The 14,955-nt window shown below is 70.9% G+C and carries 11 protein-coding genes; all 11 read right to left on the minus strand.

What is annotated here, in order from left to right; all coding sequences use genetic code 11:
• Nucleotides 1-5: 5 nt before the first annotated feature.
• On the minus strand, nt 6-1,823 hold the full coding sequence (locus ACRWND_RS25110) for an AGE family epimerase/isomerase (protein WP_431953165.1): 1,818 nt from the start codon (nt 1,821-1,823) through the stop codon (nt 6-8).
• Nucleotides 1,813-2,478: a DJ-1/PfpI family protein gene (locus ACRWND_RS25115; protein ID WP_431953167.1), complete on the minus strand. Its 666-nt coding sequence runs from the start codon at nt 2,476-2,478 to the stop codon at nt 1,813-1,815. Before ACRWND_RS25115 ends, ACRWND_RS25110 begins: the two co-directional genes overlap by 11 nt.
• A gap of 11 nt (nt 2,479-2,489) precedes the next feature.
• Complete coding sequence (locus tag ACRWND_RS25120) at nt 2,490-4,097, minus strand: thiamine pyrophosphate-binding protein (protein WP_431953169.1); 1,608 nt, start codon at nt 4,095-4,097, stop codon at nt 2,490-2,492.
• Nucleotides 4,098-4,136: 39 nt separating this feature from the next.
• Nucleotides 4,137-4,961, minus strand: coding sequence for a type 1 glutamine amidotransferase domain-containing protein (locus tag ACRWND_RS25125; protein WP_431953171.1), 825 nt, complete (start codon nt 4,959-4,961; stop codon nt 4,137-4,139).
• 206 nt (nt 4,962-5,167) lie between these two features.
• Nucleotides 5,168-7,324, minus strand: a complete 2,157-nt coding sequence (gene glgB, locus ACRWND_RS25130) for a 1,4-alpha-glucan branching protein GlgB (RefSeq protein WP_431953173.1) — start codon at nt 7,322-7,324, stop codon at nt 5,168-5,170.
• Nucleotides 7,321-8,640, minus strand: coding sequence for a phosphotransferase (locus tag ACRWND_RS25135; RefSeq protein WP_431953175.1), 1,320 nt, complete (start codon nt 8,638-8,640; stop codon nt 7,321-7,323). The genes glgB and ACRWND_RS25135 overlap by 4 nt, the downstream gene beginning before the upstream one ends.
• On the minus strand, nt 8,637-10,352 hold the full coding sequence (gene treS / locus ACRWND_RS25140) for a maltose alpha-D-glucosyltransferase (protein WP_431953177.1): 1,716 nt from the start codon (nt 10,350-10,352) through the stop codon (nt 8,637-8,639). Before treS ends, ACRWND_RS25135 begins: the two co-directional genes overlap by 4 nt.
• On the minus strand, nt 10,349-12,307 hold the full coding sequence (locus tag ACRWND_RS25145; protein WP_431953179.1) for a maltotransferase domain-containing protein: 1,959 nt from the start codon (nt 12,305-12,307) through the stop codon (nt 10,349-10,351). The genes treS and ACRWND_RS25145 overlap by 4 nt, the downstream gene beginning before the upstream one ends.
• A gap of 75 nt (nt 12,308-12,382) precedes the next feature.
• Nucleotides 12,383-13,081: an EthD domain-containing protein gene (locus tag ACRWND_RS25150; protein ID WP_431953181.1), complete on the minus strand. Its 699-nt coding sequence runs from the start codon at nt 13,079-13,081 to the stop codon at nt 12,383-12,385.
• Nucleotides 13,082-13,126: 45 nt separating this feature from the next.
• A complete protein-coding gene (locus ACRWND_RS25155; protein WP_181792794.1) occupies nt 13,127-13,435 on the minus strand; it encodes a muconolactone Delta-isomerase in 309 nt (102 codons plus the stop codon).
• Between the two features lie 61 nt (nt 13,436-13,496).
• Nucleotides 13,497-14,681, minus strand: coding sequence for an IS701 family transposase (locus ACRWND_RS25160; protein ID WP_431953183.1), 1,185 nt, complete (start codon nt 14,679-14,681; stop codon nt 13,497-13,499).
• Nucleotides 14,682-14,955 lie beyond the last annotated feature (274 nt).

The following is a 14,955-nucleotide window of genomic DNA, read 5'->3' on the forward strand; positions in this document are numbered from 1 at the left end:
TCCGATCAACGGGCCGGCTGCAGGGTGGCCCGCACGGTCAGCGGCTTCTCCGAGCGCGGCAGCTCGATGGTCAGGGCGTCGGGGTCGAAGTCCGTGAACGGGCTGCCGTCCACCTCGACCGCGCCGAGGCGGACCGAGCCCGGGGGCAGCGCGTCGGGAGCGACCCGCAGCGTCCGGTCGGCTTCCGGCAGCGGCCGGAACCACAGCGGCAGGGGTTCGTCGTTGAGCAGCAGCCGCTCGTACACCGTGGCGAGCAGGCACAGCTCGGCCTTGTGGTAGAGGCTCATGGCGTGGTTGGCCTTCATCCGCTCGCTCCCGAGCAGGTACGGCAGGCCGTCGGCGAGTACGTTGAAGTACACGCCGCCCTCCTCGTGGTCCAGGAAGAAGGCGTTGTAGAACGCGGCGGACTCGCGCGCCTGGGTACGGAAGTCGGCGTCGCCGGTGTTGCCGGCGAGGATCTGGTACGCCAGGATCGCCTGCTCCTGCTGCCACCACGCCTTGCGGTCGTGCCAGGCCATCCGGTGGAAGTCCTCGCCGGGCCGCCGGGTGCGCTCGACGACGTCGTACCAGCCGTGCCGCTGCAGGTCGGCACCGACCGCGGGCATGGTCTGCCCGATGTGCCGGGCGAGTTCGGTGTAGCGGGCCTTGGGGCGGATGGCGTTCATCCGCATCAGGTTCCAGGCGATCTTCAGGTTGTGACCGACCACGGCCCGGTCCTGCTGCCACCCCCAGGTGCGGTCCGCCGACCAGTCCTCGTGGAAGCGCTCCTGGACGAAGGGGCTGCCGTCCTCCGGGAAGCGCTCGATGATCAGGTCGAAGCACTCCTCGAGCATGTCGGCGTGCCGGGCGTCACCGGTGGCGAGGTACAGGTTGAGCAGGTACGCCGGTGCGTGGTCGCCGATGGAGTTCCAGTTTTTGCGCGAGCGGTTGCGGCCCAGCGACGGGTGGTGCGGGCTGAGTTCGAGGGGGTCGATGTGCGAGTAGTAGCCGCCCCGCTCGTGGTCCTTGAAGTACCGGTGGAACAGGCGCAGGGTGGCGTCGATGTCGCCGGCGATGCGCGGGTCGCCGGTGAGGCGGTAGGTCTGCGTCGGGCCCACGAGCGCGTAGATCTGCTCGTAGGCGGGGATGGCGCGGTAGTCGTCGTCGAACTCGGAGGTGAAGATCTTGGTCTCCGTGCCGCCTCGCACGTCGATGCCGTGGTACCAGTACACGACGTCGCTGTCCCGGTCCACGAAGCGCATGTGGTCGCGCAGGTAGTCGGTGCCGCGCTCGGCGATGCGCAGGTAGTCCTCGTCGCCGGAGAGCATGTAGGCGGAGGCCATGCCGTACACCAGCCGGGAGATCGTGTCGGTCTCCTGGACGTGATGGTCGCCCTTGTTGCCGCTCAGGCGCAGCTGGGTGCGGTAGTCGGCGAAGTCGGGGTCGGAGGTCTGCCCGAACTGCGCGAGCCGGTAGAAGCGGGCCAGCTCCCCCAGTTGGTGAGGCCACCAGCCGCCGTCCTCGAACGCGTACCGGCTGGCCTGCTCGCCGAGGAAGGTGACGTGCTTGGCCTCGACGGTGTAGCCGGAGCGGCTCGGGTAGAAGACCCCGTACAGGAACACGTGCCGGCCCGGGACGAGCAGCTCGGCCAGCCGTCCGGTCACGTCCTGGTACGGCTCGCCGAGGTTGCGCAGCATCTCGGCGGTGGCAGTGCTGTATTCGGCGCGCACCGTCCGCCCGTCGCCCGTGCGCAGCGTGACCACGCGGCCGGCCGGGTCGTGTTCGCTGACGTAGCCGGCGACGAGGTCGGAGAACAGGAAGTCCGGTCGGTAGTCACCCGTCATGCTGGTTCCCCTTGCGGTTGGGTACGGTCGAGCGCCACCAGCGCCGGTCGCGGGAGGCTCCCCTGGCCGCGAGGAGGTCGATGAGGGTTCGGGCGAAGAGGTGGCAGTGGTCGGCGCTGCGGGCGGTGACCAGGTCGCCGTGCACCACGACGTCCTGGTCGGTGTAGACCGCCCCCATGTGCCGGACGTCGTGGACGAGGTTGTTGTGGCAGGTCACGGGCCGCCCGCGGACCGCCTCGGGGATCGGCGACAGCAGCCACATGCCATGGCAGATGACCCCCTTGAGGATGCGCGGGTCGTCGAAGGCCCGCTGCAGCAGCTGGACGGCGGGCGAGAGGTCGCCCGCCTTCTCGGCGTACCTGAGCCGGTCGGAGACCATGCCGGAGGGGACGATGAGGGCGGAGTACTTGCGCAGCCGCTCGTCGTCGACCAGCTCGAGGTCCCCGTCGACGGTGAGGGGGAGCTGGTGCTCGTGGCCGGTGAAGGTGAGGGTCTCCTGGCCCCAGAGCCTGGTCAGCAATTCGACCCGGGCGCCTTCCTCGGCGAAGCGACGTTGGTAGTAGTCCACCTCGGGCTCGACGTAGTCGCTCTCCATCAGGATCGCGACGGTACGTCCCAGCAGACGGCCGTCGGCGGCCGGTGCGATGGCGTTCATCGGTGCGCCCTTCAGTCCGTGGCCAGGTCGATGAGGAACGGCCCGGGGTGTTCGAGCATCCGCCGGATCGCGGGCTCCACCTGGTCCGGCTTGTCCACCCGCGCCGCCTCGACGCCCAGGCTCCGGGCGAGCTCCACGAAGCCGATGCCCGGGCGGCTGAGGTCGAAGCCGGCCGGGTGGTCGTGCGACGCGATGGAACGCTCGCGCCAGTACTGCTCGATGTTCAGGTCCAGCAGCTGGTAGCGCTGGTTGTTGCAGATGATGAATTTCGCCGCGACCCCGTAGCGGGCCGCCGTCCACAGCGCCTGGATGGTGTACATGCTGCCGCCGTCCCCGGTGAAGCCCACCACGTGGGCGTCGGGTCGGGCCAGCTTGGCGCCGATGGCGCCGGGGATGCCGATGCCGAGGGATCCGCCGCGGGTCAGGAAGTAGTCGCCGGGCCGGGTCGGCGGGAGCTGGCGGACCAGGGGCGGGGAGGCGGTGAGCGCCTCGTCGAACAGCACCACGCCCGCCGGGCCGACCTGCCGGCGCAGCTCCGCGGCGAACAGCTCCATCAGCGGGCTGTCGGCGGTGGTCGCGGGAATCGGCACCGGGTCGGCGGACGACCGGGTCAGTCCCCGGGACTCCAGCAGGTCGCCGAGTGCGGCGAGGGTCGGCGCCGGGTCGGCGACCAGGGCGACGTCGACGGGGAAGTTCTTGGCGACCTCCCAGTCGTCCAGGTCGATGTGGACGATCTTCGCGTCGGCGCGGAAGGGACTGGCCAGCGAGGGGAACACCTCGGGGAACAGGTAGGTCCCGACCACGGCCACCACGTCGGCCTCCGCGACCGCGGCGGCGCTGACCTCACCGAACATGTGGCCGAGCTGTCCGCGGTACAGCGGGTGGGTGGCGTCCATGTTGACTTCGGAGTTGTCCAGGCCCCACACCGGTGCGTCCAGCAGCTCCGCCAGCCGCGCCAGCTGCGCCTGCCCGCCGGAGACCGAGACGCCGTCGCCCATGAGGATCAGCGGGTTGCGCGCGCCGGCGAGCAGCGTCGCGGCGCGTTCCAGTTCCGCGGCGACGGGCAGGGCGGCCCGGGTGGGCACCGAGGACGGCACCGCGGGCTCGCTGGTCAGCTCGTCCAGCACGTCCATCGGCAGGGCGACGAACACCGGTCCGCGCGGAGGCGTCATCGCCACCTTCACGGCGCGCCGCAGCACCCGCAGCACCGAGGAGGGGTGCGTCACCCGCGTCGCGTACTTGGTGACCGGCTTGGCCATCTCCACCAGGTCGACGGCCATCTGGGAGTCCATCGCGTCGTAGCGCACGCCGGCGTCGCCGGCGATCACCACCAGCGGCGAGTGACCCCGCTTGGCCTGGTAGAGCATGCCGACGCCGTTGCCCAGGCCGACGCCGGTGTGCAACTGCACGAGCGCCGGGCCCCCGGAGGCCCGGGCGTAGCCGTCGGCGATTCCGACGGCCACGCCCTCATGCAGCGCCAGCATGTACTCGAAGCCCCGGACCTGCTCCAGGACGTCCAGGAAACCCTGCTCCACCGTGCCCGGGTTGCCGAACATCCTGGTGATCCCATCAGCCAGGAACTGCTCGAAGATCGCTTCCTTGCCAGGCCTCGCGTTCATGCGCGTTACCTCCAGGTCGAGTCGTGACGGGCTCGGCTGCTACCAGCCGTAGCGGCGCAGGCCCGCCTCCAGGACCTCCACCAGCTTCTCGCCGGAGAGGAAGGAGTCAGGCGTCGAACGGGCGGTGATGAACGGGTAGTCGACGATGACCGAGGTCTCCTTGCCGACGTTTCCGTGGAAGCGGCCGTCGGGGCCGGTGGCGTCGCGCAGGATGTACTCCAGCGGGTACGGCGGCGGGCCCATGTTGAAGTTGACGCCGAGGAACCCGGTGCCGTCCTTGTAGTCGTACTCCTTGCAGTGGCCGGTGACGTGCTTGCCCCAGAGGATGCTGGTGCGGGTCTCCCAGTCACGGGCGAACGCGAGGGTGGCAATGCCGTAGCACTCGGCCAGGATCGGCTTGTCCGCGCGGACGAAGGCGAGGACCAGCTCGTGCAGCCGGCCGTTGTTGGCCAGGTCGACGATCGGGCCGCTGCCGCCGACGATGACCAGCGCGTCGTACTGCTCGATGTCGGCGTCGAGCGTGGCCAGCTCCCGGTAGTACGCCTCCATCAGGCGCAGCGGGTTCGGCTCGCTGTCGTACGGGCGCTCGGGGATCCACGCCGACAGGTCGAGCGGGTTGTCGAGGCGGTCCGACTCGTCCAGTTCGCGGGCGGCTACGGCCACCTCGGGGGTGGTCACCGAGCGGCCGAGCGGCGGGTCGATGTAACCGGGGTCCAGGCTCGGGGGCAGCGCCTGCGGACGCTTGCCGGTGGGCGTGGCGAAGACGCTCTCGTACCCGTTGCGGTCGAAGGCGACCAGCGGGCCGAGGAGTTCCTCACCCCAGTAACCGTACTCCGAGAGTACGATCAGAACCTTCCTTGTCATTCCGTCTCCTGTGAAGTCGGATCGGAGATGGCGCAGAATCCGCCATTCGATATCGCTGGCGATTGCTCGCCCTTTGAAGAAAACCGGACCTCCGCCCGAGGGGGCAAGGCCGTCGGCGGGTAATGGGTGTACTTGATTAAGTCCGCCCCGAATCAGGGCCCGCACAAGGCTATTTCGTGCAGTGCACGAAATAGCCTTGTCGTCCTTCAGCGCAGGGCTTCTTCCCCCCAGCCGTCGTGCCACAGCCACAGCGCGGAGCGCGCCGGAAGGACGAACGGCGCGCCGTCGGAGCGCACCATACCCGCGACCGGGGCGCCGTCCGGCGCCGCGGTGGTGTCCAGCACCACCGACCAGCCGCTCGCCGCGGGCAGCGGGACGCCGAGGTCCGTCAGCGGCTGGTCGGAGAAGTTCACCAGGCACACCAGTGCCTCGCCCTGCGCACCGGTGCGCGCGAAGGCGGCGACAGGTCCGCCGTTCGGCTCGGGAAGCCACGAGAACAGTCGCGGATCGTCGTCCAGGCGCAGCGGCGCGAGCGTCTGCTGAAGCCGGTTCAGCCGCGCCACAAGGGCGGTTAGGGCCGCTCCCCGCTGGGTGGCCGCCTGGCCCCACGGCAATTCGCCTTCGGCGTCCCACTCGGACGTCTGTCCGAACTCGCCGCCCATGAACAACAGTTTCTTTCCCGGATAGGCCCACATATAGGCGAGAAGGGCCCGCAGCCGCTCCGCCTTCGCCCCGTCGTCCCCGGGCATCCGCTGCCACAGCGATCCCTTGCCGTGCACCACCTCGTCGTGCGACAGCGGAAGCACGAACCGCTCGGAGAAGGCGTAGGACGCCGAGTGCCTGAGGGCGTCACCGTCCGGGTACGTGGAGCCGGCCTGGACGAGGGTGTCGTGCATCCAGCCGAGGTTCCACTTGAGGTCGAACCCGAGGCCTTCCGGCCGGGTCACGCCGGGCCAGGCGGAGGACTCCTCGGCGATCACGAGCGCGCCCGGGTGGGCGGTGCGGACCGTCGTGGTGAGCTGCCGCAGCAGTTCGACCGCCTCCAGGTTCTCTCGCCCGCCCAGGGCGTTCGGCAGCCACTCGCCCTCGCCCCGGGAGTAGTCCAGGTAGAGCATCGAGGAGACCGCGTCGACGCGAAGACCGTCCGCGTGGAACTCGGCGAGCCAGTACGAAGCGGCGGACAGCAGGAAACTGCGGACCTCGGGGCGGCCGTAGTCGAAGATGTACGTGCCCCAGTCGGGGTGCTCACCGCGCCGGGGGTCGGGATGCTCGTACAGGGCGGTCCCGTCGAAGCCGCCCAGGCACCAAGCGTCCCGCGGGAAGTGCGCCGGCACGAAGTCGAACAGCACTCCCACGCCCAGCCCGTGCAGGTGGTCCACGAGGAAGCGCAGCCCGTCCGGGTCGCCGTGACGGGCGGTGGGCGCGAAATAGGAGCCGACCTGGTACCCCCAGGAGGCGGTCAGCGGGTGCTCCGCCAGCGGCAGCAGCTGCACGTGCGTGAAGCTCAGCCGCGTCACGTGCTCACCCAGCCGGCGCGCGAGGTCGCGGTAGTCCAGCCAGGAGCCGTCCTCCCGCTGGCGCCATGAGGGCAGGTGCACCTCGTAGACGCTCATCGGCCGGTCGGCGCCCTGCCGGGCGGGGCGCTCGCGCATCCACTGTGTGTCACGCCAGCGGTGGGAAGTCGCCGTGACCACCGACGCGTTGGCCGGCGGGCACTCGGCGGCCCGGGCCAGCGGGTCCGACTTCTCGCGCCAGCGCCCGTCCGCCCCGCAGACCACGAAGCGGTAGCGGGCGCCCGCGCCCACGCCGGGCACGAACAGCGCCCAGACCCCGCCGGTGTCGGTGCGGCTCATCAAGTGGCCGCGCCCGTCCCAGCCGTTGAAGTCGCCCGTGACCTGCACACCGCGGGCGTTCGGCGCCCACACGGCGAACAGTGTGCCGGCCGGGGCGCCGCCCGACGCCGGGAGCGGGCGCGCCCCCAGCAGCTCCCACAGCCGCGTGTGCCGGCCCTCGGCGAACAGCGCGAGGCCGTCCTCGTCCAGCGCCGGCGGCCACTGGTAGGGGTCCTGCCGTCGCCGCCACTGCCCGTCGGTGCATTCCCACACCGTGTACAGCCCGACCCCGCTCGGTACCACGGTGCCGAACAGCCCGTCCGGGTGCAGGCGGCGAAGCGGGATCCGCCGGCCGTCGCACACCTCCACGTCCACGGCGTCCGCCCCGCGGGCCAGTACCGTGACCGCCGTCCCCTCCGCGCACGGGTGCGCGCCCAGCAGCCGGTGCGGGTCGGCGATCTGGCCAGACAGCAGCTGCCACATGCGCTCCTCTGTGGGCAGGCCGGCCACCTCGCGCACCGGGGCGGTCACGGTGCCGCCCCCGCATCCTGCTGACCCAGCGTCAGGTCCCGGACGGCGCCTAGGGGCACGGAGACCCAGTTCGGGCGGTTCCTCGTCTCGTACAGGACCTCGTAGACGGCCTTGTCCAGCTCGAAGGCCCGGAGCAGGCGCCAGTCGGCGGACGTGATGCCGCCGTACCCGCGGAGGAAGGCGTCCGAGGCCCCTTCCGCCCAGCCCGGACCGTCCTCGCGCCGGGTGCGGGCGGCGTAGTCGATGGACCGCAGCATCCCCGCGACGTCCTGCAGCGGGGAGCGCCAGGCCACCCGCTCCGCCGGCGAGGCCGACGGCTCCCCCTCGAAGTCGATCAGCAGCCAGCCGTCCCCGGTGCGCAGCACCTGCCCCAGGTGGAGGTCCCCGTGGACACGCTGCAGCCGGCCGCTCAGCGGCCCGTGCAGCTCCACGGCCAGCGAGGCGCGCAGGCTCGGCTCGAACGGCCGTAGCACCGGCACCTGCTCCAGTGCCTCTTCGAGCCGCACGGACATCCCGGCGGTCAGCCGCCGCGCCGCGGACGGCGTCAGCGCTGCCGAGCCGAAGGCGCGCGCCAGCGCCCGGTGGATGGAGCGGACGGCCGCGCCGAGTGCGGCGAAGTCCTCCGGTGCCAGTTCGGCGCCGTCCGCCGCAGCGGTGGCCAGCGTCCACCCGTCGACGGCGCCCGGGACGAAGGACTGCACCAGCCCCAAAGTGACCGGGCCGAGTTCGGTATCGCCCTCGATCGACCCGAGCACCGGGGCGATCGGGGCCCCGGCCTCGCCGCCGATCCGGCGCAGCACGTCCAGGTCGGGGTTGGTCCCCGCCACCGCTCGGCGGAACAGCTTGAGGATGAAGCGCTCGCCGAACACCACCGAGCTGTTGGACTGCTCGGCCTGCAGCGGGCGGACACCGAGTCCGGCCCGGACCGCGAGCTGCAGCGCCCCCTCCCGCTCGGAGCGGAACCGCACAGGGCCGCTGCTGCGGCCCGTCGCGACCCGCTGCAGCAGCAAGGACATCAGCTCGGGGTCGCTGGTGGCCTCGTAGACCAGCCGGCCGTCAATGACGGCGATCGGGTCGGCGCACAGCCACGACGGCACCGAGGTGCGCACGCCCACCGGGACCTGGTAGCGCTGCACCGTCCCGTCGCTCATCTCGGCGGCCACGATCAGCAGCCGTGCCTCGGGGCCGTCGTGCGCCGGGGCGGGCACCAGGGTCGCGGTCGAGGTGACGGTGACGTCCCGGACCGACTGGTTCTTGCCCGCGAACCAGCGCTGGGCCTGCAGCCAGCGGCCCAGGGCCGCCTCCATGCCGGTCATTCCTCCTCCAGGTGGCGCAGGTGCAGCCAGTAGAAGCCGTAGGGGGACAGGGTGACGGGGAAGTCCTCGTCACCGACGGAGCCGAACACCTCGCCGCCCGTCGCCTCCATCACGACGCGGCCCCGGTGGTCCTTCAACGGGAGCGACGCCCGCTGCGGGCGGCCCGAGAGGTTGAAGACGCACAGGACCACGTCGTCCGTGTCCGCGCTGTCCGCCCGGTGGCTGCGCAGGTAGCTCAGGACGGCGGGGTTCTCACCCTCCACCTCGGTGTACGTGCCGAGCCCGAAGGCGCGGTGCTCCTTGCGGACCTGCAGCATCTGGCGGTTCCAGTGCAGCAGACTGGAGGGCACACGCTGCTGGGCCTCGACGTTGACCGCCTGGTGCCCGTAGACGGTGTCTGCCACCACCGGTAGGTACAGCTGTCCCGGGTCCGCGGTCGAAAAACCGGCGTTGCGGTCGGGGGTCCACTGCATCGGGGTGCGCACGGCGTCGCGGTCGCTGAGCCAGATGTTGTCGCCCATGCCGATCTCGTCGCCGTAGTACAGGATCGGCGAGCCGGGCAGCGACAGCAGCATCGCGGTGAACAGGCGGACCTGCCGGTCGTCGCCGTCCAGCAGCGGGGCGAGCCGTCGGCGGATGCCTATGTTGGCCCTCATCCGCGGGTCCCTGGCGTACTCGCCGTACATGTACGCGCGGTCCTCGTCGGTGACCATCTCCAGGGTCAGCTCGTCGTGGTTGCGCAGGAACAGCCCCCACTGGCAACCGTCCGGGATGGCCGGCGTCTGGGCGAGCACCTCGGCGACCGGGTAGCGCGACTCGCGCCGCACCGCCATGAACATCCGCGGCATCAGCGGGAAATGGAAGGCCATGTGGCACTCGTCGCCCCCGGCGGAGGTGTCGCCGAAGTAGGCGACGACATCCTCCGGCGGCTGGTTGGCCTCGGCCAGCAGGACCCGGTCGCCATACTCGTCGTCGACCACCTTCCGGCACAGCTTGATGAAGTCGTGGGTGGCCGGGAGGTTCTCGCAGTTGGTGCCCTCCGCGGCGAACAGGTAGGGCACCGCGTCCAGCCGCAGTCCGTCCACGCCGAGGTCCAGCCAGAAGCGCAGCACGTCGAGGACCGTCTCCTGCACCGCCGGGTTCTCGTAGTTCAGGTCCGGCTGGTGGCTGAAGAAACGGTGCCAGAAGTACTGGCCGCGGACCGGGTCGTAGGTCCAGTTCGAGCGCTCGGTGTCGACGAAGATGATGCGTGCGTCCGGGTAGCCGGAGTCGTCGTCGGCCCACATGTAGTACTCCCCGTACGGCCCGTCGGGGTCGCTGCGGGAGGCCTGGAACCACGGGTGCTCGTCGGAGGTGTGGTTGAGCACCAGGTCGATCATGACCCGGATGCCACGGCGGTGCGCCTCGTCCAGCAGCCGCACGAACTCGTCCATGGTCCCGAACTCCGGGAGCACGGACCGGAAGTCGCTGATGTCGTACCCGCCGTCGCGTAGGGGCGAGGCGTAGAACGGCGGCAGCCACAGGCAGTCGACGCCCAGCCAGGACAGGTAGTCCAGGCGCTCGGTCAGCCCCGTGAGGTCTCCCGTGCCGTTGCCGTCCGAGTCATGGAAGGCGCGCACCAGCACCTCGTAGAAGACCGCCGTCTTGAACCAGTGCGGACCGCCTTCCGCCGGCCCGGCGCCGGCCGCGGACACCGGCTCGCGGCCGCTCATGCCCTCACCACCGCCGCGATGTGGGCCGCCTGGTGCAGCGGTTCGATCTTCACGTACGTCTCCTCGGTCCAGTGGAAGAGGTCTCCGCTCACTTCGTCGAGGACTGCGAAAGCTCCGGGCTCCAGGCAGAGACGGCGGAAGTCCCAGCTGACCTTTCCCTCCTGGGCGGTCGCCGGGTCCAGCGAGACAACGACGAGGACCAGGTCCCCGCTGACCTGGTCGCGCTTGGAGTACGCGACCAGGGAGTCGTTGTCGGTCGGGTGGAAGTGCAGGTCGCGCAGCTGCCGCAGCGCCGGGTGGGCGCGGCGGATCTCGTTCAGCCGGGTGATCCACGGCTGCAGCGAGCGGCCCTGCTCTAGCGCCCCCCAGAAGTCCCGGGGGCGCAGTTCGTACTTCTCCGAGTTCAGGTACTCCTCGCCTCCCGCGGCGAGCGGCTCGGACTCGTAGAGCTCGAACCCGGCGTACACGCCCCAGGTCGGTGCCAGGGTGGCCGCCAGGGCGGCGCGGATGGCGAACATCGCCGGCTGGGCGTGCTGCAGCGAGCGCGGCAGGATGTCGGGCGTGGTCACGAACAGGTTGGGCCGGCACTCGTGGGCGTGCGCGACCAGTTCGCTGCCGAAGCCCTCGATCTCGACCTTGGTCTCCCGCCAGGTGAAGTAGGTGTAGGACTGGGTGAAGCCCAGCCGGGCCAGGCCGTACAACCGGGCCGGCCGGGTGAACGCCTCGGCCAGGAACAGCACGTCCGGGCAGGTCCGCTTCACCTCGCCGATGAGCCAGTGCCAGAAGTCCGGTGGCTTCGTGTGCGGGTTGTCGACCCGGAAGATCCGCACCCCGTGCCGCACCCAGTGCAGGACCACGCGCAACACCTCGGCGTACAAGCCGTCGCGGTCGTTGTCGAAGTTGAGCGGGTAGATGTCCTCGTACCGCTTCGGAGGGTTCTCCGCGTAGGCGATCGAGCCGTCGGGCTTGCGGGTGAACCACTCGGGGTGCTCGGCCACCCAGGGGTGGTCGGGCGAGCACTGCAGCGCTAGGTCGAGGGCGATCTCCAGGCCGAGTTCCCGGGCGCGGGCGACGAAGGCGTCAAAGTCGTCGAGCGTGCCCAGCTCGGGGTGGACCGCGTCGTGGCCGCCGTCCGCCGAGCCGATCGCCCAGGGCGAGCCGGGATCGCCGGGCTGCGCCACCACCGCGTTGTTGCGCCCCTTGCGGTTGGTCCGGCCGATCGGGTGGATCGGCGGCAGGTACACCACGTCGAAGCCCATCGTGCTGACCCGTTCCAGCTCGGCCGCCGCGGTGGCGAAGGTCCCGTGCAGCGCGGTGCCGGCCGTGTCGCGGCCGCCCGTGGAGCGGGGGAAGAACTCGTACCAGGCACCGGACAGGGCGCGCTCGCGGTCCACCCACAGCTCGTGGGTGCGCCCCGGCGACTGAAGGCGCCTCACCGGCCGCTCGGCCATTAGTTGCAGGACCGGCGTGGACAGGGCGGGCCCGAGGCGCTCCTCGGTCAGCGCGCCGTCCCGGCGCAGGGCGCCCGCCGCGTCCCGCAGCAGCAGCCGCTCGCCGGCCGCGGCGGCGTCGGCCGCCTCGTCGAGCAGCCGCGCGCCCTCTTCCAGGTCGACCGCGAGCAGCGCGGGATTGACACCGGCCTCGGCCTTCACCCGTACGGCGTGGCACCAGGTGGCCCAGGAATCGTCCCAGCCGTCGACGCGGAAGCGCCACAGGCCCGCATGGTCGGGCACCAGCAGTGCGTGCCACCGGTCCGCATCGTCGGGCGAGCGGCTCATCGCGGTGTACCGCGGCGCCGGGTCGTCAGGCCCCTGCCACACGAGGGCCGCGCCCACCGCGTCGTGTCCCTCGCGCCAGACGGCGGCGCTGACGGCAACGGCTTCGCCTACGGCCGCCTTGCCCGGCAGGCCCTCTCCCACCACTGGGGTCACGTCCTCGACCACAATCCTGTTCATCAAATGCCCTTCCCGGGCCGGATCCGCGACCCGGTGCCGGGGACCACCCCCTCGCTCGTCCCCGGCGCCGGGAGTTCAGCGGGCGTCCGGACCGATGATCCAGTGCTCGCGGGTGACCAGCCGGTGGTCGTAGCGGGGCTCGATCAGCTCGGCCAGCTCCTCCTCGGCGTGCTTGAACTCGGCGGACTCCAGCGCCGCGGCCAGCGACTGCTCGTCGTCGAACCACATCAGGTGGACGGCGTCGAGCATGGCCTCGCCCAGGGCGTAGTAGCCGTCCCGGGTGTGGTTCTGCAGGTAGCCGCGCAGGCCCGGCACCTTCGCCAGGCGGGAGGCGTAGCTGCTCAGGCTGCGCTCGCGGAAGGCGTCGAGCGGCAGGCGCTCGGCCCGCTTGACCAGGCGAAGCAGCTTGACGCCGCTGCCGGTGCCCTCGTGCCGCGGCGGCTCCTTGACGACGTGCGCATCGGTGTCGAGGACCACGGTGCGCCAGAAGGCGGCCCACTTGGGCTCGTCCAGGCGGGCACCGTTCAGGAACTCGTCGGTCTGCAGCGAGGCCAGCTGCTCCTGCTCGTTGGCCAGCCAGATCTCGGCGACGCCGCTCCACAGCGGCTCGCCCTCACCGTCGAGGAAGGACGGGATGCGGGTGTCGATCGCGTACTTGCGGATCTGCGGGATCTTGCTGGCGTACTGGACGGCGTGCACGTCCAGCCAGTAGTCCTGGAACTCCCGCTCCGTCATGCCCGGCTTGGGCGCGGCGAAGATGAGCTGGTGGATCATGGAAACTCCCGTCGGATGTAGGGCGGTGCGGTGGCTGACGTCCGGTCAGACCTGGTAGCGCTTGACCACGTCCGACGCGAAGCCGAGGTAGTCGCGCAGCGGCCAGACCTCCTCGAATTCGAGGTACTCGCGCATCGGCAGCCGTCCGAGGGCGGTGCGGTCGAGTTCCTCGGCGTCGGGCGAGTCGATGATGGCGATCACGCGCTTCTGCGCCGCCACCTTCCAGATGCCGACGCAGAAGCCGGAGTCGATGGTCTCCTGCGCGTGCTGGGCCTCCTCGGCCTCGATCTCCCACAGCTCGTCGAGGGAGATCCGGCCCTCGTGGTTCCACTTCATCTGTACGTAGAACAGCATCTGAACTCCCATGGTGGGGGCGGTCGTTGACGCGGGACGGTGCGGCCGGGAACCGACCGCCTCATGCGCTCGAACGTATGATGGTGCGGTCGTCCAGGGCCTGGCTCAGCAGCAGCGCGGCCTGGGCCGCGGAGGCGAGAGTCACGTGGTGGTGCCAGCCGCGGAACGAGCGGCCTTCGAAGTGCTGCAGCCCGGTGCGCTCGGCGAGGACGGGAGCGCTGTCGGCGTGCCGGTCGGCCATCCGCAGGAGCGCCAAGGGCTCGTGCATCCCCGACGGGTCGAGGTTGGTCACCCAGTACTCGGCGCGGGCCGGGTCAGGGCTGACGCGGTGCAGCACCCGGCGGTGCAGCAGCGGCAGCCCGTCGCGGAACGGCTCCCCGAATCCGGTGCTGCGGGGCAGCGCGGTCATCGTGTAGACGTCCTGCGTGCGGCCGCCGCGCCGCTCGGCGCCCCGCAGCAGCCGTGTCCGGTCGCCCTCGGGGTTCAGTCCGACGAGGTCCGCGAGGGTCTGCGGTCCGTTCGGGCGGGCGCCCGAGCGCAGTGGCGTGCCGGCCGGCACCCGCAGCAGGTACATCAGGCCGCGGCTCTCCAGTCCGCGGACGACTACCGCGACATCCGTGCGGTCGTGGACGTGGCCGACCAGCGGGAGGGGGCGCAGCCTCCAGTCGCCCATCATCTCGTCCACCGCGTCCAGCAGGTGCCGGCGACGTGGCTGCGACCGTTCGCCGGGGGGCACGTTCGCCTTGGCGCGCAGCGGGCCCTCGTCCCACTTCCTGGTGAGCATCAGACGCCAGTTCACCGGGACGCTGCCCAGGTCGCCGGCGACTTCCACGGCGAGGGCGCTCTGGCAGTTGAGCACCCGGCCCTCGGAGGGAGCGAACTGGCGGTCCACGCCGACCGAGTCGGTGCCGTTCTTGGCGAACGCGACGTCGCGCACGAGCCACGCCCTCGGTGCCAGTTCGCGGTACACCAGCGCGGCGAGTTCCCGGCGCACCGGCGCCCAGGCCCAGGGGCTCTGGTTCACGAACTGCTGCAGGGACTGGATGGGGTCACGCCCGTCGCCGAGTCCGGCGATCCGGCGGATGGTCTTGCGCCCGTCGACATGCAGCAGGCCCCGGACGTACAGCTCGCCCCAGCGGCGCTGGTCGGCCCGGGCGAAGGAGGAGAAAATCGTCTGGCAGAATTCGGAGATCTCAAGGTTGTCCAGCCGTCCGCCCAGTACGGCAGCAGCATGCAGGGCAGCCATTGTTTCTCCGTCTCCTCATCTGCGGGGCGGGAATTTCCTGCCCGGGCGTATTCCGCCGGGGCGCCGGAAGATTCCCGGAGGTCCTGGCGGTGCCTTCATACTGGCGAGCGGAAGAACAGGCCCGCCAGGGCAAAGAGGGACTACGTTGTTTCTCGGCAGCAACATCGTGACGTTTAGGAAACTGCCTGCAACAACGTGTTTTTGTACTTGTCTTTTCCGCCTGAGCGGGCTTTCGGCGCCGACGGCCGGGATGGTGCCGCCCCTTCGGTCAGGG

The organism is Actinacidiphila sp. bgisy167, assembly GCF_965342175.1.
GTDB lineage: Bacteria > Actinomycetota > Actinomycetes > Streptomycetales > Streptomycetaceae > Actinacidiphila.